Here is an 18,276-nt window from a genome sequence, read left to right on the forward strand (position 1 = left end):
ATCCCGCCATCATGAAGTTCAAGCTCCTTCTCGCACTCTGCCTGTCCACGACGGCGGCCTTTGCCCAGACGCCCTCCGGCATCGGCCAGGGCGCCGGTTATCACGACCCGCGCAGCCCCTTCAAACCGCTGGAAGAACGGGCCGACATCCTGTCCTGGAAGCTGCTGTCGCAGGTCACTGCCAAGGCCGAGAAGAAGAAGCTCGTGCCGACCTTCCCGGCCTCGGTGCAGGCCCTGGACCGCAAGACCGTCAAGGTGCAGGGCTTCATGATGCCGCTGGAGGCGGGCGACAAGCAGCAGCACTTCCTGCTGTCCGCCGTGCCGACGAGTTGCTCCTTCTGCGTGCCGGCTGGCCCCGAGGGCCTCATCGAAGTACGCACGAGGAAGCCGGTGCGCTACACGCTGGAGGCGGTCGTCGTCGAAGGCCAGCTCGCCGTGCTGACGGACGACCCCTACGGCCTCTACTACCGCGTCGAAGACGGCAACGCCGTGAACTAGGGCGCCAGACGCTCGCGCACCCAGCGGTCTGCGTCGCGGCTGAACACCAGCCGGTCATGCAGCCGCGAGCGGCGTCCCTGCCAGAACTCGAATCGCTCCGGCGCCAGGCGGTAGCCGCCCCAGTGCGGCGGCCGGCCCGGGTTGAGTCCGTGCTGCACTGCCGCCTTGGCGGCATTCGCCACCAGCACCGCTCGCGAGCTGATGACGCGGCTTTGCGGCGATGCCCAGGCACCCAGGCGCGAGTCCAGCGGCCGGCTCTTGAAGTACTCGTCTGATTCCTGGGCCGAGGTCTTCTCGACGCTGCCCTCGATACGCACGACGCGCTCCATCTCCACCCAATGGAACTGCAGGGCCGCGAAAGGGTTGCCCGCCAACTCCGCGCCTTTGCGGCTTTCGTAGTTCGTGAACCAGACGAAGCCGCGCTCATCGAAGCCCTTGAGCAGCACGACGCGCGTCGACGGCCGGTGGTCGGCGCCGACAGTCGCCACCGTCATCGCGGTCGGCTCGGAGATGTCGTGGCCAATGGCCTCATCCATCCAGCGGTTGAACAGCGCCAGCGGGCCGTCTGCGGCCTCAGCCTCGTCCAGCGCGCCCAGTTCGTAGCTCTTGCGGAAGTCGCTCAATTTGCTCATCACCCGAAGTATGCAGACCTTCCCTTAAGTGAACGCCCCAGTTTCTAGATGCCGGACGCGACCGGCATGCTTGCGCACTGCAGCAAATCTGAGCAGACCCTTTTGATGATCAAACGACGCCCCGCCGTTGTCGTGCTCGCCGCAGGACGTGGCACTCGATTCCGCGGCTCGGGACACAAGCTGGAACAGAGGCTGGACGGCGCCAACGGCACCGATACCCTGCTGGCCCGCACGCTGCGCCACGCCATCGCGACCCGCCTGCCGGTGGTCGTCGTGACGACTGCGGCACTGGCGCCTTCGGTGCACCGTTTCATCGCCGCGCGCGATGTCGTGACGCTGCCCGAGCAAGACGAGCAAGGCCGGCCGCACCCAATAGGCATGGGGCATTCCATCGTGGCGGGGGTCAGTGCGGCGGGTGGGGCGGATGGCTGGCTCATCCTGCCGGCGGACATGCCGCTGGTGCAGCCCGCAACCATCCTGGCCGTGGCCGAAGGGCTGGAGCGCTACCCGGTCTGTTACGCGCAATATCGCGGCATCCAGGGCCACCCTGTGGGGTTCGGCACGGAGCTGTATTCAGAGCTGATGGCCCTGCATGGCGACGAGGGCGCGCGGCGCATCGTGGCCCGTTATGCGGCCCAGCCGATCACGGTGGACGACCCCGGTGTGCACATCGACGTCGACACCGCAGAGGACCTTGCGCGACTGGTCAGCTGACTCAAAGCGGCCCGCAAAGCCCGTGTCGGGCCGCCAGATGGGCCTGGCGCTCCAATTCCCTGTCGCGGATCCCATGCTCACGCAAACCCTGAACGGTGCGCAGCAGATAGTCCAGCGTCGTGCCGTAGCGGCCGCTCGCATGCTGAAAGATGTGCAGCAGTTCGGGCTCGTGCAGCGGCCCGGTCCAGTTGGGGCTCTGGCGCGACAGCGTGAAGGCCAGCGCCCTCAGCCGGCCGGCTTCCGTGTCGCAGTTCAACCAGCGCGGCTCATAGACGCCATTGGGCATTTCGCGAGCCCAAAGAAGCGGCAGCACTTCCTCGGCCGCCGCCCTTGGGATGCGGTAGACCAGCCCACGGCAGCTGCCGCCCGAGATCAGCGCCAATACCAACCCCGGCTGCTGCGGTGAGCCGCGGTTCACGCGCGAGCTCATGCGCAGCACGCGGTGAAAGCCCAGCACCTTGGCGGGCAATGCCTGGGCGTACTCGAACTCGGGCCGCCAGATCAGCGAACCGTAGGCGAACAGCAGCAGGTCATCGCCGCTGGCGCGCCATTCGGCCGTCGTGCGCTGGAGCAGATGACTGCTGCGCTCCGGGCCGTGGGGAATATGGATTGCCTGTGACGCCATCTCTTCCATATTCTCACGCAGGTACCCAGGCCGTAACCCGCGACCGTTCGTAGGGAAGTAATATGGTTACCTAAATTCTCAAGGTCCGGTTACGAGACCGAGGCGCCAGGAGACCCAGATGAATTCCACCCTGAACGAAGTCACCGAGCGCATCCGCGAGCGCAGCGCCAAGCTGCGCGGTGACTATCTTGCCCGCATCGCCCAGATGGGCAATCGCCAGCGCGGCTTCGAGCGCATGGGCTGTGCCAACGTGGCGCACGCCGTGGCGGCCATGCCGGCCAACGACAAGCTGCGCATCGTTGCCGAGAAGGCGCCGCATCTGGCCGTCGTCACGTCGTACAACGACATGCTGTCGGCCCACCAGCCTTACGAGGGCTACCCGGAGCAGATCCGCGTCGAAGCCCATCGCCTTGGCGCCACGGTGCAGGTGGCCGGCGGCGTGCCCGCCATGTGCGACGGCGTCACGCAGGGCCTGCCCGGCATGGAGCTGAGCCTGTTCTCGCGCGACACCATCGCCATGAGCACGGCCATCGCGTTGACGCATGACGTCTTCGACGCGGCCCTGCTGCTGGGCATCTGCGACAAGATCGTCCCAGGCCTGCTGATCGGCGCGCTGCACTTCGGCCATCTGCCCTGTGTCTTCGTGCCGGCTGGCCCGATGAGTTCGGGCATCTCCAACAGCGAAAAAGCCAAGGTTCGTGAGCTCTACGCCCAGGGCAAGGTCGGCCGCGACGAGTTGCTGAAGAGCGAGTCCGCCGCCTACCACGGCGCCGGCACCTGCACTTTCTACGGCACCGCCAACAGCAACCAGATGCTGCTCGAAGCCATGGGCCTGCACGTGCCCGGCAGTGCCTTCGTGCACCCGCACGACGACCTGCGCACGGCGCTGACGCGCGAGGCCGTGGCCACCGCGCTGAACATCAGCGGCCGCGTGATTGATCAGGCCGCCAAGCCCATCGGCAAGCTGGTCGACGAGCGCTGCATCGTCAACGCCATGGCCGCGCTGCTGGCCACCGGCGGCTCGACGAATCATCTGATCCACTGGGTCGCCGTCGCTCGTTCGGCCGGCATCCTGATCAACTGGACGGACTTCTCCGACCTCTCCGCCGTCGTGCCGCTGCTGGCCCGCGTCTACCCCAACGGCAGCGCCGACGTGAACCAGTTCCAGGCCGCCGGCGGCCCGGGCTTCGTCATCCGCGAGCTGCTGGATGCCGGCCTCATGCACGAGGACGTCATCAGCGTCGGCGGCGACAGCCTGCGGCCCTACACCTTCGTGCCGAATGCGGTGGGGCAGGGCGGCGAAGTCGTCCGCCAGGCATTGCCGGCCGTGAGCAGCGACGACGGCGTCGTGCGCGGCGCGGCGGCGCCCTTCAGCCCGACCGGCGGCCTCAAGCTGCTGGACGGCAATCTGGGCCGCGCCGTCATCAAGGTCTCGGCCGTCCCGGAAGACCGCCACACCGTCGAGGCGCCCTGCCGCATTTTCGCGACGCAGGAAGCCATGCTGGCGTCGTTCAAGAACGGTGAGCTGGAGAAGGATGTCGTCGTCGTCGTGCGCTTCCAGGGCCCCCACGCCAACGGCATGCCCGAGCTGCACAAGCTGACGCCGCCGCTGGCCGTGCTGCAAGGCAAGGGCTTCATGGTCGCCCTCGTCACCGATGGCCGCATGAGTGGCGCCTCGGGCAAGGTGCCGGCCGCCATTCACGTCAGCCCAGAAGCGCTGGCCGGCGGCCCGCTGGCACGCCTGCGCGACGGCGATGTCGTGCGCGTCTGCGCCGTCACGGGCTCGCTCTCGGCCCTCGTCAGCGAGGCCGAGTGGGCCGCACGAGAAGTTGCCAAGCTTGATCCGGCGGAAGCCGACGTCAATGCCCACGGCCTCGGCCGCGAACTCTTCGCGGGTCTGCGACGCAATGTCTTGAGTGCCGAAGAAGGTGCCGTTACCTGGCTATGAAGATACTGGGTGCCAGACCGCCCGAGCGAAGCGAGTAGCTCTGGCATCCACTGACCAAGGAAAAAAAATGCTTGAAACCCTGAGCTTGGCCAGCCACGGCCCCGTCATTCCCGTCATCGTCATCCAGCGCCTGGAAGACGCGGTGCCGCTCGCCGAAGCCCTCGTGGCCGGCGGCGTGCGCGTGCTCGAAGTGACGCTGCGCACCCCCGTCGCCCTGCAGGCCATGGAAGCCATGGCCAAGGTGCCCGGCGCCATCGTCGGCGCCGGCACGCTGCGCAGCCCGCAGGACGTCATCAACGCCAAGAACGCCGGTTGCCAGTTCGGCGTCAGCCCCGGCTACACCGACGCGCTGGCCGCCGCCTGCAAGGCCGAGGGCCTGCCGCTGCTGCCCGGGGTTTCCACCGCGTCGGAAGTCATGCAGGCCAACTCGGCCGGTTTCGGTTTCCTGAAGCTATTCCCAGCCGTCGCCGTGGGTGGCGTCAACCTGCTGAAGGCCCTGGGCGGCCCCTTCCCGGACGTGGCCTTCTGCCCCACCGGTGGCATCTCGCTGGAAACGGCGCCGCAGTTCCTCAAACTGCCCAACGTCAAGGTCTGTGGCGGTTCGTGGCTGACGCCGCAGGATGCCGTCGATGCGAAGGACTGGGCGCGCATCACCAAGCTGGCCGCTGAAGCTTCAGCCCTGCGGTAGGTCGAACAGCAGACAGGTCGTGCTCGCATGCGCGTACAGCCTGCCGTCGTGGCCGACGAGCGTGGCCTCGGCCGTCGTCACCTGCCGGCCGCGATGCACGACGTGGCCGATGGCACGCACCAGCGGCACCTGCTCGGTCAAGGCGCGCACGAGGTTCACCTTGAACTCAAGCGTCGTGTAGCCGCGGCCCACAGGCATCGTCGTGTGCACCGAGCAGCCGAGCGCTGAGTCCAGCAATGTGGCGAACCAGCCGCCATGCACGCTGCCCAACGGGTTGTAGTGCTTGAACTGCGGTCGCCCCTGGAAGACAGCTTCGCCGTCGGTCACCGAGATCAGCATGAAGTCCAGCGTCTCGCTGATCGGCGGCCGCGGTGCCAGGCCATCGAGCATGGCCTGCATCTGCTGCAGGCCGGTCTTGCCGGCCAGCATGGCGCGCGAAGCGAGGCCGGCCTCGCGCTGCTGGCGCAGCATGACGGCGGCCTCGTCGGCGCGCCATTGGCCGAGGATGTCTTCGGGAGATGGGGAAGAGGGCGCTGAGATCGTCATGGCGGCAGCTCAAAGGGTTGAGCCGCCGATTCTGCGCAAACGCGCCGAGTGGCGCTGTCGCCTGGGTTCAGGCGGCCAGACGCATCGGTTCGCTAACGGCGCGGCGACGTGGTGCGCCGAGACGGAGTTCGTCCAACACCGGCCCCTGCCAGGGCAGCAGATAGACCAGCGTCGCCAGCGTCGCGCGTCGCCGCGACGACAGCAGCGGACGGCCACGATCGTCCAGCAGCAGCACGTTGGAGCGCACGTTCAGCGGGTCGGCCTGGCAGACGGTGCCTTCGTCCATTTGCACCCAGTCCCACTCCACCCAGGCACTGACATCGGCATAGCGCCGCTCCCAGCGGGTCATGCCACCGACGGTGCGCTCGCCTGTGGAGGAGCGGACGACGCGGGTCTGGGCGTGGCGGACATCCTGAGCGGCGCTGGAGAGCGCAGAAACGGGCCAGCAGACGCTGCCTTCGGGCAAGCGGATCAGAGTCGACATTTGAGTACCTCGCGGTCGTGTGATTCGAACGGGAGGCAGTCTCTAGTCACAGGGTCGGCGGAACAAGCTGGCAGACTTGGCAGGTATGGGCGTTCCTGAAATGAACTATCAGCAGCTGATCGACGTCGGTCTGAGCGAGGACTTTGCAAGCTTCGAGCGGCGTCTCGTCGCAACCGCCCATGCCATGGGCTTTCCGATCATTTCAGGTGGGCTCATGCGCGGCGCGCTGAAGGATGACGAGGTTCGCGGAATGGCCTTCGGCAACACGCCTGAAGGTCATATTGAAGCGCAGAAGGATCTCGGCGATGCCCTCAGGGATCCCGTGCTTGATCGGCTGGCATTGCAATCGCTTCCCGTCGTTTACGACCAGAACACCTATGTCGCGGCAGGGGTTGGCGAACTGTGGGAAACGCAGGCGCCCTACGGCTACAAGACCGGCATCGCCGTCCAGTTGCATCTACCGGGGGACAAGCACTTCCTGATGGGTTTGGATCGCGAGGAGGCGCTGCCTCCACCGGGCAGCATGGAGCTGATGCGCATGATTGCCGATGTGCAATTGCTCGCAGCCCATGCGATGACGGCAGCTGATCGGTTACTCAGCCCCCAGCTTTACAAAGGCGAAAAGCCAAAGTTGACCAAACGCGAGTTGGACGTGCTCAGTTGGACGGCGCAGGGAAAGACGGCCTGGGAAGTGAGCGTCATTCTCGGCATGAGCGAGAAGACCGTGAACTTCCATTTGGGCAATGTCATGCGCAAGCTCAGCGTCAATTCCAAGCATCAGGCGGTGCTGAAGTGCGTGGCCGCAGGCATCCTGTGACTGCCACAACCTGGAAGACTTGCTAGGTTTCTAGGGGGGCGAAAACAGGGACAGTTCGGTTCAGCGATTTCCCGCCACCGTCCTTGCAGGAGCCCTCAAATGAGCCTTATCGACCTTGTCTACGAAATCCTTGGTATTCCTCGCCTGGGCTTTTAAGCCTGAGAGCTGAGAACCCCAAACTGGATGCTCCCCCAGGTTGATTTGTTATTGGCACCCGCGCAGTTGCCTTCCCGCCATCTGCCTGGACCTGACGGCACTGTGTCCATCTCCTCCGAAACCTATGCCCGGCTGTTGAGCCTCGCCGATCAGGCGCCCCTCGACTGCCTGCCATTGACTTCACGGACCCTGAACCGCGCGAAGACGCTGGGCTACAACCAGATCGGCCAGATCCGCAGCACGCCCGCCGACCGGCTTGTCGACGACCTGGGCGAGGATCGCGCCGAAGAACTGCATCGGGCGCTGTACGACTTCGGCATGAGGCAGATGGGCACCGCCGACTGATGGCCCGGCCCGAACTGCGTCTTGCCGAATTGCTGCTCGAAAGCCCAGTCGCTCCGGCGATCTGGGTTTTTTTGCGCCTGGCATGCGAGCATGCGGGCCCATGCAAGAAGACCGTGACATCCCCCTGGCCGACTGGCCGCGCCGCGCTGCGCTCCAGCATTTCCGCACCATGGCCCAGCCGGCCTTCAGCGTCACCGTGCCCGTGGACGTGACCGGCCTTCGCGACCGCGCCGCCAACCATGGCGCCACACCCTGGCTGGCCTATCACCACGCCGCGCTGGAGGCTGCCAACACCATCGACGGCATGCGCCAGTCCATGCTGGCCGACGGCAGCGGGGTGCGTGAGTTCGCCACCATCCATGCCAGCACGACGGTGCTGCGCGATGACGGCAGCTTCGGCTTCGTGACCCTGCCGCGCGAGGCCTCACTGGCCGCCTTTGCGGCGCGCGCCAGGCCAAATGTCGAACGGGTGCGCCGCGCCAGTGGCGACCTCTTCGCAGCCGACGAGCCCGGTGATGTGCGCGAAGAGACCCTGGTGCACATGACCGCGCTGCCCTGGCTCGCCTTCACCGCCTTCACCCATGCGCGCGGGGTGGGCGACGACCGGCCCAAGGTCGCCTTCGGGCGGTTCAAGGAGGAGGGCGGCCGGCTGCTGATGCCGGTGGCCGTGGACGTGCACCATGCGTTGTGCGACGGCGTGCACGTGGGCCACTTCTTCGAGCGATTCCAGGCCTACCTCGACGCGTTCTAGCCGCCGGTGTCGAAATCGCGGCGGCCCAACCGTCGTGCGAGACAGCCACTGAAAGGAACCCCCATGCCCAGCGAAGAGAAAGTCAAAGGCCCGGCCTCCTACTTCCCGTCCATCGAAAAGAACTACGGCCAGCCCATCGCCCACTGGGAGCAGGTCATTGCCCAGGCGGGGCCGCTCAAGCACATGGAGCTGGTCAACAAGCTCAAGGCCGAGCACGCCATGGGCCACGGCCACGCCAACGCGCTGGTGGCCTGGTTTCTGGCCAAGAAGTAGATCAGCCGTCGATGGTCACGATCACCGGCGCGTGGTCGCTGGGGCGCTCGTTCTTGCGCGGCAGCTTGTCGATCTCGCAGGCCGTCACGCGGCCCTTCAGCGCCGCGCTGACGAGGATGTGGTCGATGCGCAGCCCCTGGTTCTTGCGGAAGGCCAGGTTGCGGTAGTCCCACCAGCTCCAGCTCTTGGGCGCCTGCTCGAAAAGGCGGAACGCGTCCGTGAAACCCAGAGCGATGAGCTGCCTGAAGTGCTCACGCTCCTCGGGTGTGCAGTGGATCTGGCCGGCCCAGGCGATCGGGTCATAGACGTCGCGGTCTTCGGGGGCGATGTTGAAGTCGCCCATCAGCACGACCTGCTCGTGCTGCTTCAACTCTTCGATCAACCAGCCGCGCAGTCCGGTCAGCCAGTTCATCTTGTAGGTGAACTTGTCGCTGTCGGGCGCCTGGCCGTTGGGAAAGTAGCCGCCGATGACACGCACGCCGCCCACCGTGCCGGCAATGACGCGCGCCTGCTCGTCGGCAAAGCCGGTGATGTTCTTGACGACGTTGTCCGCCCGCTCACGGCTGATCAGCGCCACGCCGTTGTAGGTCTTCTGGCCGAACCATTGCACCTGGTAGCCGGCCGCGCCAATCTCCATCGTCGGGAACTTGTCGTCCGTCAGCTTGGTCTCCTGCAGCACCAGCGCGTCGACGGGGTGGGCAGCGAGCCAGTCGAGTACCTGAGGCAGGCGCACAGCCAGAGAGTTGACATTCCAGGTCGCGAACTTTTTCATCCGCGCATCCTACTCAGGCGCCCACCTCGGCCGAGGTGTCGCAGTCCAGGCAATCCTCGAGCGGCGGGTCGGGCAGGTGCTGATCGTTGTGCAACTGGCGCAGCGCCGTGCGCAGGCCTTCCTCGATCACCGGGTGATAGAAGGCGTTGCTCAGCATCTGCTGCACCGTGTCGCCGCGCTGCACGCTCCAGGCCAGCAGATGGCCGATGTGCTCAGCCGCCGGGCCGATCATCTCCGCGCCCAGCAGCCGGCCGCTGCCACGCTCGGCATAGACATGCAGGCTACCGCGGTTGACCAGCATGACGCGGCTGCGCCCCTGGTCCGCAAAGCTGACGCGCCCGGTGTCGAAGGCGACGCCAGCCGCAGTCAGTTCGCCATGGCTGGCACCGGCGACGGCGATCTGCGGGTCGCTGAAGACGACGGCCAGCGGCGCGCGGCGTGGGCGGCGGTGCACATCGGGCCAGCGCGCCGCGTTGTCACCGGCTATGCGGCCGGCGTCTGCCGCCTCATGCAGCAGCGGCCGGTCATTCGTTGCATCGCCGGCGATGAAGAGCGGCCTGTCGCCCCACTGGCCGGTATGGCGGTCAAGGTCGGGGTGGCCGGCGGCATCGCGCGGCAGATTCAGCGCTTCCAGGCCAAGGCCGTCGAGGTTGGGTTCGCGGCCAGCAGCGCAGAGCAGGGCGTCGAAGCGCTCGCCGCCGATGACAACCTGGTCGCCATCCAGCACCGGGTCCAGCGCGGCGGCGTTCAGCGTCAACGGCATGGCTTCGGTGAAGAGCTTCTGAGAGAGCGCCTGCAGCTCCGGGTCGGTCAGCGGGCCGACCCGGTCGCTGCGCGAGAACAGGCGCACGCGCACGCCCAGGTGGTGCAGCGCCTGGGCCAGTTCCAGGCCGATGACGCCGGCGCCGACCACGGCCAGCGACTGCGGCAGGTCGGTCCAGTCGAAGACATCGTCATTGACGAGCAGCCTGTCGCCCAGCCGCTCCCTCCAGCCGACCGGGATGCGCGGCCGCGAGCCGGTGGCGATGACGACCGACCTTGCCATGACGCGCTGGCCATCGACGTCGAGCGTGTTGGCGTCGATGAAACGGGCGCGGCCCATGAGGCGTGTCGCTTCGGGCCAGCCTTGAACCGTGTCGAGCACAAAACCGACGAAGCGATCGCGCTCGCTGCGCACGCGTGCCATGACCGCGCGGCCGTCGATGCGCGGGGCGCTGGTTTGCACGCCAAAGCGATGGGCATCGCGCACCGCCTGCGCCGCGTCGCCGGCGGCGATGAGCAGCTTGCTGGGCATGCAGCCGACGCGCGCGCAGGTCGTGCCGTAATGGGCCGCCTCGATGAGCAAGACCTTGTCGCTGTGGACACGCGCAGCCCGGTAAGCCGCCATGCCGGCCGTGCCGGCGCCGATAATCGCGACATCGCAGTGGTGGGTCATGGTGAGATGATGTTATTTAACATAATGCACATTGTCGACAATAAGCGCGCTGTTATCGGGTCGCCACAATCTGGTCGATCAGGTGATCGAGCGACGGTTCAGATATCTCGGCTTGCTGACGGTCGGCCTGGGCGGCTCGTACCGCTGCCTGGATCGCCTTGCACTCCGGTTGCCCGGCCACCCGCACGCGAGTCAGCAGCGCACTGGCCGCCTGGTAGCCGACGAAGGCGCGCTCCTCCACGAGCCGGCGCGCCAGCCACGCCAGGTGCTCGGGCATGTACTTCATCTGCAGAATGACCGTGGCCGCCAGATGCTCGCCAGTCGAAGCACTGCGGATCAGCTCACCGATATAGGGCGCGGCTGCGATGGCGTGGGGCCGCATGCGCCGGACGATGTCGGCCATCTGCCGGGTGCGCTCCTTGGAATATTCCTGCTGGCCTCGCAGCAGCTCGTACTCACCGGCCAGTTGCCGCAACGGCTGGAGCACAAGTTCGGGATCGGCCGGCGCGGCATCGGCGACCGCCTGCGCGGCGCTCAGGCTCGCTGCCGACGGGACGACAGGCAAAGGCGCGGCCTCGTCAGGTCCGATGTCCGAAGCCGGCGACGCATCGTTGGCGCCGATGCGTTCCGCCTCTTTGACGGCTTCCAGATAGCTGCTGAGGTTGCCGTCAGATCGTGCAATCGCTCCCTGCACGAACAGCCGCATGTAGAGGTACATCGCCAGGAAGCCGATCAGTGCAAAGCCGACGACGAGTGCGGTGGCTGCCGAGATGTCCGACGCCGTCGGTTGGGGCCGGATCGCTGCCGCTGCATTCGGGCAGATGAGCCCGATCTCAACCTGGAGCTTCTCGAGGTGAACCAGCGTCAGACCGACGATGATCTTGGTCACCCAGTCGGAGACCTCCTCGAGGTTGGTGTTTGGCCGTGCGCGCGGGGTTTGCGCCGCTGCTGCCGTCTTCGGCGCGCCGCCGGACGGCGGGTCCGCCCTGGATGGCAGGCCAGACTTGGGAATGCCGAACAGAAAGCCCATGGCGCTCCCTGCCGCCAATGAGGCGAAGACCCAGAGCAGGACGGGCCCGACCGAGTCGGCCCGCCACCCGACCCAGGCTGCGGCGGCCAGAGCAACGAGGACCACGGGGAGGACGAGGCGGTTGACCCGCGCCAGGTCGTCTGCATCGACGCGCGGCTTCGAGTCGCCGCCGGTGACCTTCCTGAAGGCCGCGTTGATCGCGGCGGTCTTAGCCGGTCTGCTCTGTTGCGCCATTTGTGTCCCCTGCCGCGTCGTCGGTGGTCTTGACGGATTCTGCGGGAACGCTGGCAAAGCCTGGTCGAGGGCCGACCCGAATCAGCCGTCGTGCCTGCATTGCACGGATCCTCGCGACCACAGACGCCCTCGCCTGCTTCCGGCTAGCCTGGGTGGAATCCTGCTCGCCGAGGCAGTGCAGGTGCTGGTGGATCGAGAAATCGCGTAGCCACTACGATGCCGCCCCTAGAACAAGGGTTGCAGGTGATGGCACGAATGGTTTTTTCTGAGGGCAGCGCATGGGCATGAAGCTGGTCGTGGGCCTGCTCTGGCTGTTGAGCTGGCTACCGTTCCGCGCCCTGGCGGCGCTGGGCTGGCTGATCGGCAACCTTGTCGCGTCCGTGCCCACGTCGCGCCGGCACATCGGCGAAGTGAACTTGCGGCTCGCGCTGCCAGACTGGACACCCGCCGCCCGCCGCAAGCTGCTGCGCCGGCATTTCGTCGCCATGGTGCAGATGTTGCTGGAGTACGGCTACTGCTGGTTCTCTTCGAAGGAACGCCTGCAACGCCTGATGCGCATCGAAGGCGTGGAACACCTGCGCGCGCTGGAGGGCCGCAATGCCATCCTGCTGGCGGCGCACTTCACCGGGCTGGATCTGGCCGGCGTGCGCGTCTCGCTGGAAACGCCCGTCGCCGGCTTCTACTCGGTGCAGAAGGACCCCTGGTTGGACGCCTTCTTCCTCGCCAAGCGCACGCGCTTCAACTCCGGTGTCATGTTCGCCCGCCATCACGGCTCGCGGCCGCTGCTGCGCGCGTTGAAGGACGGCTACCGCCTCTACTACCTGCCCGACCAGGATCTCGGCCACCGCGATTCGATCTTCGTGCCCTTCTTCGGCGTGCCCGCGGCCACCATCACCGGGCTGTCACGCATGGCGACCGTCGCGAACGCCGCCGTGCTGCCCTGCTACCCACGCCGCGATGCCGATGGCTACACGCTGGTCATCGAGCCGCCGCTGGAGCATTTCCCGAGCAACGACCTCGCGGCCGACGCCACGCGCATGAACGCCATCATCGAAGGCATGGCACGGCGGCAGTTGCACCAGTACTTCTGGCTGCACAAGCGCTTCAAGTCGCGCCCGCCCGGAGAGGCCGACTTCTACGCGAAGTGAAACGCAACGACCGGGCGTGACGAACGGAAGAGCAAGTCTTCCTTCGTTAGCATCGAAGGCTTTGGTCTTTCAAACACCCCTCCTCCATGCTCCGTCTGACCGCCGCCCCCGCCCTGATGCTGGCCGCAGCCCTTGCTGCGAACGCGCAGGATGCGCCCAAGCCCAGTTCCACGCCCGCCTGGAACGTCAACGCGCCGCCCGGCGTGGCCAAGACGGCCAGCATCGACGTCAAGACCGGCACCTGGCTGAGCGTGGACGTCAGCCCCGACGGCAAGACGATCGTGTTCGACCTGCTGGGCGACCTCTACACGCTGCCCATCGCTGGCGGCGAGGCCAGGCCGCTGACGCATTCCATCGCCTGGGAGCAGCAGGCCCGCTTCTCACCCGATGGCAAGCAGATCGCCTTTCTCAGCGACGCCGGCGGCGGCGACAACGTCTGGGTCATGAATGTGGACGGCAGCGGCGCCCGCGCCGTGACGGCGGAGGACTTCCGCACGCTGAACAACCCGGCCTGGCACCCGAACGGCAAATACCTGTTGGCGCGGAAGCACTACACCGGCACGCGCAGCGCGGGGTCAGGCGAGATCTGGCTGTTCCACATCGACGGTGAGGCGGCCAAGAACAAGGGCGTGCAGCTCAACGAGAAGCCCAACTGGCAGAAGGACCTCGGCGAGCCGGCCATCTCGCCGGATGGCAAGTACCTCTACTACTCGCAGGACGCGACGCCCGGCCGGGTCTTTGAATACAACAAGAACAGCAACGGCGAGATCTACAGGATCTACCGGCAGGACTTGTCGGATGGGTCCGTGGAGGCCTTCGTCCAAGGCGCCGGCGGCGCCGTGCGGCCGACGCCGTCGCCGGACGGCAAGTACCTCGCCTTCGTGCGCCGCGTGCGCAACCAGAGCACGCTGTTCCTGAAGGACCTGAGCACCGGTGTCGAGCGCCCGGCCTGGAGCGGCCTGTCGCGCGACCTGCAGGAGATCTGGGCGATGTGGGGTGTCTACCCCAGCTTCGCGTGGATGCCGGGCAGCAAGGAACTGGTTGTCTGGGCCGAGGGAAAGATTTGGCGCGTGGACCCGTTCAAGGGCACGGCCGCTGACATTCCTTTCCATGTGAAGGACACGCGCGAGCTGCGCGAGCCGATGCGTTTTGCGCAGAACGTCGCGCCGGACAAGTTCGCCGTGCACCAGCTGCGCGGTGCGCAGGTCTCGCCGGACGGCAGGCGCGTCAGTTACTCGGCGCTGGGCTCGCTCTACGTCAAGGACTTGCCAGACGGTCAACCGCGTCGGCTGACGAAGCAGGACGAGGCCTTCGAGTTCGCGCCGAGCTGGTCGCGCGACGGCAAATCCATCGTCTACGCGACCTGGCGCGATGACACGCAGGGCACGGTGCGGCGCCTGGACATGGCCACCGGCAAGGAGACTGTGCTCGTCAAGGAGCCCGGCAAATACCTGGAGCCGCGCCTGTCGCCGGACGGCCAACAGGTCGTCTACCGCAAGATCAAGGGCGGCGGCCTGACCAGCCCCTGGTACAGCCTGGACACCGGCCTCTACCTCGCCGCGGCCGATGGCTCGGGCAAGGCGGAGCGCATCGCCAAGGAAGGCAGCGGCGCGCAGTTCGGCGCGCGCAGCGACGAGCTGTTCTTCACGAAGACGAGCAGCCCCAGCGAGGTGGAACAGCGCTTTGCACTGACGCGCCTGAACCTGCGCGACCGCAGCGAAACCGAGGTGGCGCGCAGCGACGTGGCCAGCGAATACAGCGTGTCGCCCGATGGCCAGTGGCTGGGCTTCGTCGAGCGCTTCCACGCCTATGTGACGCCGCTGCCGAATGTGCAGGGCCAGGCCGGCAGGACCCTCACTGTCGGCGCCAAGATGGACGCGCTGCCGGTGCGCCAGCTGGACGTCAACGCGGGCTCAGGCCTGCACTGGAGCGGCGACAGCAAGCGGCTGCATTTCACGCTAGGCGACGAGTTGTTCACCGCCAATGCCGAGAGCAAGGACAAGGCCACGGCGCAAAAGATCGGCTTCGAGCAGGCCAGCGACAGGCCGAGCGGCAAGATCGCGCTGACCGGTGCACGCATCGTGACGATGAAGGGCGATGAAGTCATCGAGGGCGGCACGGTCATCGTCGACGGCAACCGCATCGTCGCGGTCGGCAAGGACATCGCCATCCCGGCCGACGCCAAGCGCATCGCCGCCGACGGCAAGACCATCGTGCCCGGCTTCATCGACGCGCACTGGCATGGCGCGATGAACGACGGCGGGCTGATCCCGCAGCAGAGCTGGATCAACCTCGCCTCGCTGGCCTTCGGTGTAACGACGCTGCACGACCCGTCCAACAACAGCGCGGCCATCTTCACCCAGAGCGAGATGCAGCGCGCCGGCCTCGTGCTGGGCCCGCGCATCTACTCGACCGGCACCATCCTCTACGGCGCAAAAACGCCTGTCACGTCCAACATCAACAGCCTGGATGACGCGCTGACTCACCTGAACCGCCAGAAAGCCGAGGGCGCCATCAGCGTCAAGAGCTACCAGCAGCCGCGCCGCGACCAGCGCCAGCAGGTGCTGGAGGCTGGGCGCCGCACAGGAATGATGGTCGTGCCCGAGGGGGGCTCGTTGTTCCAGATGAACATGGGCATGGTGGTGGACGGCCACACGACGGTGGAGCATTCACTGCCGCTGGCCGAGGTGTGGGACGACGTCAAGCAGCTGTGGAGCCAGACGGCGGTGGGCTACACGCCGACGCTGAACGTCGGCTACGGCGGCCTGGACGGCGAGCATTACTGGTATGCCCGCACGGAGGTCTGGAAGCATCCGCTGCTGAGCCGCTACGTGCCGCGCTCCGTGCTGGAGCCGCGCGCGGTGCGCCGCGAGACCGCGCCCGAGGAGGACTTCAACATCCTGCGCGTGGCCCGCACGGCGACGGCGCTGTCACGCGCGGGCGTCAACACCTCCATCGGCGCGCACGGCCAGCGCGAGGGCCTGGGCGCGCACTGGGAGATGTGGATGTTCGTGCTCGGCGGCATGACGCCCCACGAGGCGCTGCGCACCGCCACCATCAACCCGGCGCGCAACTTCGGTTTCGACAAGGACCTGGGCTCCATCGAGCCCGGCAAGTTGGCCGACCTCGTCGTCATTGACGGCAACCCGCTGGCCGATATCCGGCAAAGCGACCGCATCGCGCAGGTGATGCAGAACGGTCGGCTGTTCGACGCCATGACGATGAACCAGGTCGCGCCCGTCGCCAAAGCCCGCAAGCCGCTGTTCTTCGACGGCACCGACGGCAAGACCATGCCCATCGACAGCGAGGCGCTGGAGTCGGGCCATCTGGGCGACTGAGCTCGGACCGAGGACAAGCCCTGCGGCTTGTCCGACGCCGAGCGAAGGACCGGCGGCCTGCGTGCCGACGGGCATGAGCGTGGCTAGAATGCCGGCTCTGTCAGGAGAGCGCCCCGGTGATGTTGGGGGCCGCCGAAGGCGCAGGGCGTAACTGCTCGAACGCTCAGGCAAAAGGACTGACAAAACGCCCCCAGTGGCTGACACTGGCGGCGTTCCTCACTGGAGAGAGGCCGATCCTTGAATCGGTCCACCGAAGGGGCAAGCTTGCGCGGGACTGCACACCGCCTTGTCAATCTCTCAGGTATCCCGGACAGCGAGGACATCCACACCCGAAATCCGTCGGAGCTCTGATGTCCTCTTTGCTGCAAACGCCTCTTCACGCCCTTCACGTCGAACTCGGCGCCAAGATGGTGCCCTTCGCCGGCTACGACATGCCGGTGCAATACCCCGCCGGCGTGATGGCCGAGCACAAGCACACGCGCGCTGCTGCGGGGCTGTTTGACGTGTCGCACATGGGCCAGGTGCGGCTGGTCGGTGCGGACGCCGCCGCGGCGCTGGAGACCCTGGTGCCGGTCGACATCGTCGACCTGGGCGTCTTCAAGCAGCGTTATGCGCTGTTCACGAACGAGCAGGGCGGCCTGCTGGACGATCTGATGGTTTGCAAGCGCCCCGACGACCTTTTCGTCGTCGTGAACGCCGGTTGCAAGGAGCAGGACATTGCGCACATGCAAAAGCACATCGGCGCGCGCTGCGAAGTGATCCCCGTGCCCGAGCGCGCGCTGCTGGCGCTGCAAGGCCCGCAGGCGGTGGACGTGCTGTCCCGCCTGAACCCCGACGTCGCCAAGCTTACGTTCATGACTGGCGGCTTCTTCAAGCTCGACGGCATCGAGACCTTCCTGACCCGCTCGGGCTACACCGGCGAGGACGGCTACGAGATTTCCGTGCATGAGGACGACGCCGTCGCGCTGGCCCGCAAGCTGCTGAGCCATGCTGAGGTCAAGCCCATCGGCCTCGGCGCGCGCGACTCGCTGCGCCTGGAAGCCGGTCTCTGCCTGTACGGCCACGACATCAATGAAACGACCACGCCCGTCGAGGCCTCCATCACCTGGGCCATCCAGAAGGTCCGCCGCGCCGGCGGCGCGCGTGCCGGCGGCTACCCGGGCGCTGCTGTCATCGATGAGCAGCTCGCCAATGGTGCTGCTCGCAAGCGCGTCGGGCTGACCGGCAAGGAGCGCATGCCCGTGCGCGAAGGCGCCCGGATCGTGACGGCCGACGGCACCGAGGTCGGTGTCGTCACCAGCGGCACGCTGGGCCCCACGGTCAACCAGCCGGTCGCCCTCGCCTACCTCGACAAGGCCCACACCGCCGCTGGCACCGAAGTCTTCGCCATCGTGCGCGACAAGCGCACCCCGATGGTCGTCTCCCCTACCCCCTTCACCCCCAACCGCTACTACAGAGGCTGAACGCGATGAGCATCAAGTACACCCCCGATCACGAATGGCTTGACGTGCACGGCGATGGCACGGCCACCGTCGGCATTACCGTGCATGCGCAGGATGCGCTGGGCGACGTGGTCTTCGTGGACCTGCCCGAAGTGGGCAAGACCTTCGCGGAGAAGGAAGTCGCCGGCGTCGTCGAGTCCGTCAAGGCCGCAGCCGACGTCTATATGCCCGTCGATGGCGAGATCACCGAGGTCAACGAAGCCCTGCGCGACGACCCGGCGCTGGCCAACTCCGACCCGCTCAAGGCCGGCTGGTTCTTCAAGGTCAAGCTGAGCAACCCCGGCCAGCTCGATGCGCTGATGGACTCGACCGCCTACGACGCCCTTTTAAAGACCCTGTAA

The 18,276-nt window shown here is 66.8% G+C and carries 19 protein-coding genes and 2 riboswitches; of the genes, 12 read left to right on the forward strand and 7 right to left on the reverse strand.

Annotated elements, in window-relative coordinates; translation table 11 throughout:
- Window positions 1-11 precede the first annotated feature (11 nt).
- The gene (locus AC0IZJ_RS03250) at window positions 12-497 is read left to right on the forward strand and encodes a DUF3299 domain-containing protein (protein ID WP_471846587.1); all 486 of its coding nucleotides are present in this window, start codon (window positions 12-14) and stop codon (window positions 495-497) included.
- On the opposite strand, the gene pdxH is transcribed toward AC0IZJ_RS03250, so the two are convergent.
- Window positions 494-1,129, reverse strand: coding sequence for a pyridoxamine 5'-phosphate oxidase (gene pdxH, locus AC0IZJ_RS03255; RefSeq protein WP_471846589.1), 636 nt, complete (start codon window positions 1,127-1,129; stop codon window positions 494-496). The genes AC0IZJ_RS03250 and pdxH overlap by 4 nt on opposite strands.
- Before the next feature lie 105 nt (window positions 1,130-1,234).
- On the opposite strand from pdxH, the gene AC0IZJ_RS03260 reads away from it, so the two are divergent.
- On the forward strand, window positions 1,235-1,843 hold the full coding sequence (locus AC0IZJ_RS03260; RefSeq protein ID WP_471846591.1) for a nucleotidyltransferase family protein: 609 nt from the start codon (window positions 1,235-1,237) through the stop codon (window positions 1,841-1,843).
- A gap of 1 nt (window position 1,844) precedes the next feature.
- On the opposite strand, the gene AC0IZJ_RS03265 is transcribed toward AC0IZJ_RS03260, so the two are convergent.
- Window positions 1,845-2,468 (reverse strand): gamma-glutamylcyclotransferase, encoded by a 624-nt coding sequence (locus AC0IZJ_RS03265; RefSeq protein ID WP_471846593.1) that lies wholly within the window; start codon window positions 2,466-2,468, stop codon window positions 1,845-1,847.
- A gap of 118 nt (window positions 2,469-2,586) precedes the next feature.
- Between AC0IZJ_RS03265 and edd the strand changes: the two genes are divergently transcribed.
- Both edd and eda read left to right on the forward strand, forming a co-directional pair.
- Complete coding sequence (edd, locus tag AC0IZJ_RS03270) at window positions 2,587-4,416, forward strand: phosphogluconate dehydratase (RefSeq protein ID WP_471846595.1); 1,830 nt, start codon at window positions 2,587-2,589, stop codon at window positions 4,414-4,416.
- Window positions 4,417-4,483: 67 nt separating this feature from the next.
- Window positions 4,484-5,104, forward strand: coding sequence for a bifunctional 4-hydroxy-2-oxoglutarate aldolase/2-dehydro-3-deoxy-phosphogluconate aldolase (gene eda / locus AC0IZJ_RS03275; RefSeq protein WP_471846597.1), 621 nt, complete (start codon window positions 4,484-4,486; stop codon window positions 5,102-5,104).
- On the opposite strand, the gene AC0IZJ_RS03280 is transcribed toward eda, so the two are convergent.
- Window positions 5,090-5,650 carry a PaaI family thioesterase gene (locus AC0IZJ_RS03280; protein ID WP_471846599.1) on the reverse strand — a complete coding sequence of 187 codons (561 nt, stop codon included), beginning with the start codon at window positions 5,648-5,650 and terminating at the stop codon, window positions 5,090-5,092. The two genes, eda and AC0IZJ_RS03280, sit on opposite strands and share 15 nt — an antisense overlap.
- 67 nt (window positions 5,651-5,717) lie before the next feature.
- A complete protein-coding gene (locus tag AC0IZJ_RS03285) occupies window positions 5,718-6,134 on the reverse strand; it encodes a hypothetical protein (protein ID WP_471846601.1) in 417 nt (138 codons plus the stop codon).
- A gap of 85 nt (window positions 6,135-6,219) precedes the next feature.
- Between AC0IZJ_RS03285 and AC0IZJ_RS03290 the strand changes: the two genes are divergently transcribed.
- The 4 genes from AC0IZJ_RS03290 (at window position 6,220) to AC0IZJ_RS03305 (ending at window position 8,476) form a co-directional block, all read left to right on the forward strand.
- Window positions 6,220-6,951, forward strand: coding sequence for a helix-turn-helix transcriptional regulator (locus AC0IZJ_RS03290; RefSeq protein ID WP_471846603.1), 732 nt, complete (start codon window positions 6,220-6,222; stop codon window positions 6,949-6,951).
- A 258-nt stretch (window positions 6,952-7,209) separates the two neighbouring features.
- A complete protein-coding gene (locus tag AC0IZJ_RS03295; RefSeq protein ID WP_471846605.1) occupies window positions 7,210-7,452 on the forward strand; it encodes a hypothetical protein in 243 nt (80 codons plus the stop codon).
- Between the two features lie 100 nt (window positions 7,453-7,552).
- Window positions 7,553-8,203 (forward strand): CatA-like O-acetyltransferase, encoded by a 651-nt coding sequence (locus AC0IZJ_RS03300; protein ID WP_471846607.1) that lies wholly within the window; start codon window positions 7,553-7,555, stop codon window positions 8,201-8,203.
- Window positions 8,204-8,266: 63 nt separating this feature from the next.
- A complete protein-coding gene (locus AC0IZJ_RS03305) occupies window positions 8,267-8,476 on the forward strand; it encodes a DUF4287 domain-containing protein (RefSeq protein ID WP_471846609.1) in 210 nt (69 codons plus the stop codon).
- Window position 8,477: 1 nt separating this feature from the next.
- Here the strand turns inward: AC0IZJ_RS03305 and AC0IZJ_RS03310 are convergent, their stop codons facing one another.
- The 3 genes from AC0IZJ_RS03310 to AC0IZJ_RS03320 are packed head-to-tail and all read right to left on the reverse strand — an operon-like array spanning window position 8,478 to window position 11,947.
- A complete protein-coding gene (locus AC0IZJ_RS03310; RefSeq protein ID WP_471846611.1) occupies window positions 8,478-9,248 on the reverse strand; it encodes an exodeoxyribonuclease III in 771 nt (256 codons plus the stop codon).
- A gap of 13 nt (window positions 9,249-9,261) precedes the next feature.
- Window positions 9,262-10,683, reverse strand: coding sequence for a dihydrolipoyl dehydrogenase (locus AC0IZJ_RS03315; RefSeq protein ID WP_471846613.1), 1,422 nt, complete (start codon window positions 10,681-10,683; stop codon window positions 9,262-9,264).
- A gap of 52 nt (window positions 10,684-10,735) precedes the next feature.
- Window positions 10,736-11,947 (reverse strand): hypothetical protein, encoded by a 1,212-nt coding sequence (locus tag AC0IZJ_RS03320; RefSeq protein ID WP_471846615.1) that lies wholly within the window; start codon window positions 11,945-11,947, stop codon window positions 10,736-10,738.
- Between the two features lie 278 nt (window positions 11,948-12,225).
- On the opposite strand from AC0IZJ_RS03320, the gene AC0IZJ_RS03325 reads away from it, so the two are divergent.
- From AC0IZJ_RS03325 to gcvH, 4 genes are all read left to right on the forward strand, one after another.
- Window positions 12,226-13,095 (forward strand): lysophospholipid acyltransferase family protein, encoded by an 870-nt coding sequence (locus AC0IZJ_RS03325; protein WP_457424163.1) that lies wholly within the window; start codon window positions 12,226-12,228, stop codon window positions 13,093-13,095.
- An 86-nt stretch (window positions 13,096-13,181) separates the two neighbouring features.
- The gene (locus AC0IZJ_RS03330; RefSeq protein ID WP_471846617.1) at window positions 13,182-16,433 is read left to right on the forward strand and encodes an amidohydrolase family protein; all 3,252 of its coding nucleotides are present in this window, start codon (window positions 13,182-13,184) and stop codon (window positions 16,431-16,433) included.
- A 91-nt stretch (window positions 16,434-16,524) separates the two neighbouring features.
- Window positions 16,525-16,622, forward strand: a riboswitch (glycine riboswitch).
- A gap of 20 nt (window positions 16,623-16,642) precedes the next feature.
- Window positions 16,643-16,757, forward strand: a riboswitch (glycine riboswitch).
- 26 nt (window positions 16,758-16,783) lie between these two features.
- Entirely contained in the window at window positions 16,784-17,896 is a 1,113-nt protein-coding gene (gcvT, locus tag AC0IZJ_RS03335; protein WP_471846619.1) for a glycine cleavage system aminomethyltransferase GcvT, read from the forward strand.
- Between the two features lie 5 nt (window positions 17,897-17,901).
- Complete coding sequence (gene gcvH, locus AC0IZJ_RS03340; RefSeq protein WP_471846621.1) at window positions 17,902-18,276, forward strand: glycine cleavage system protein GcvH; 375 nt, start codon at window positions 17,902-17,904, stop codon at window positions 18,274-18,276.

It is taken from the genome of Roseateles sp. AC306 (genome assembly GCF_979253795.1).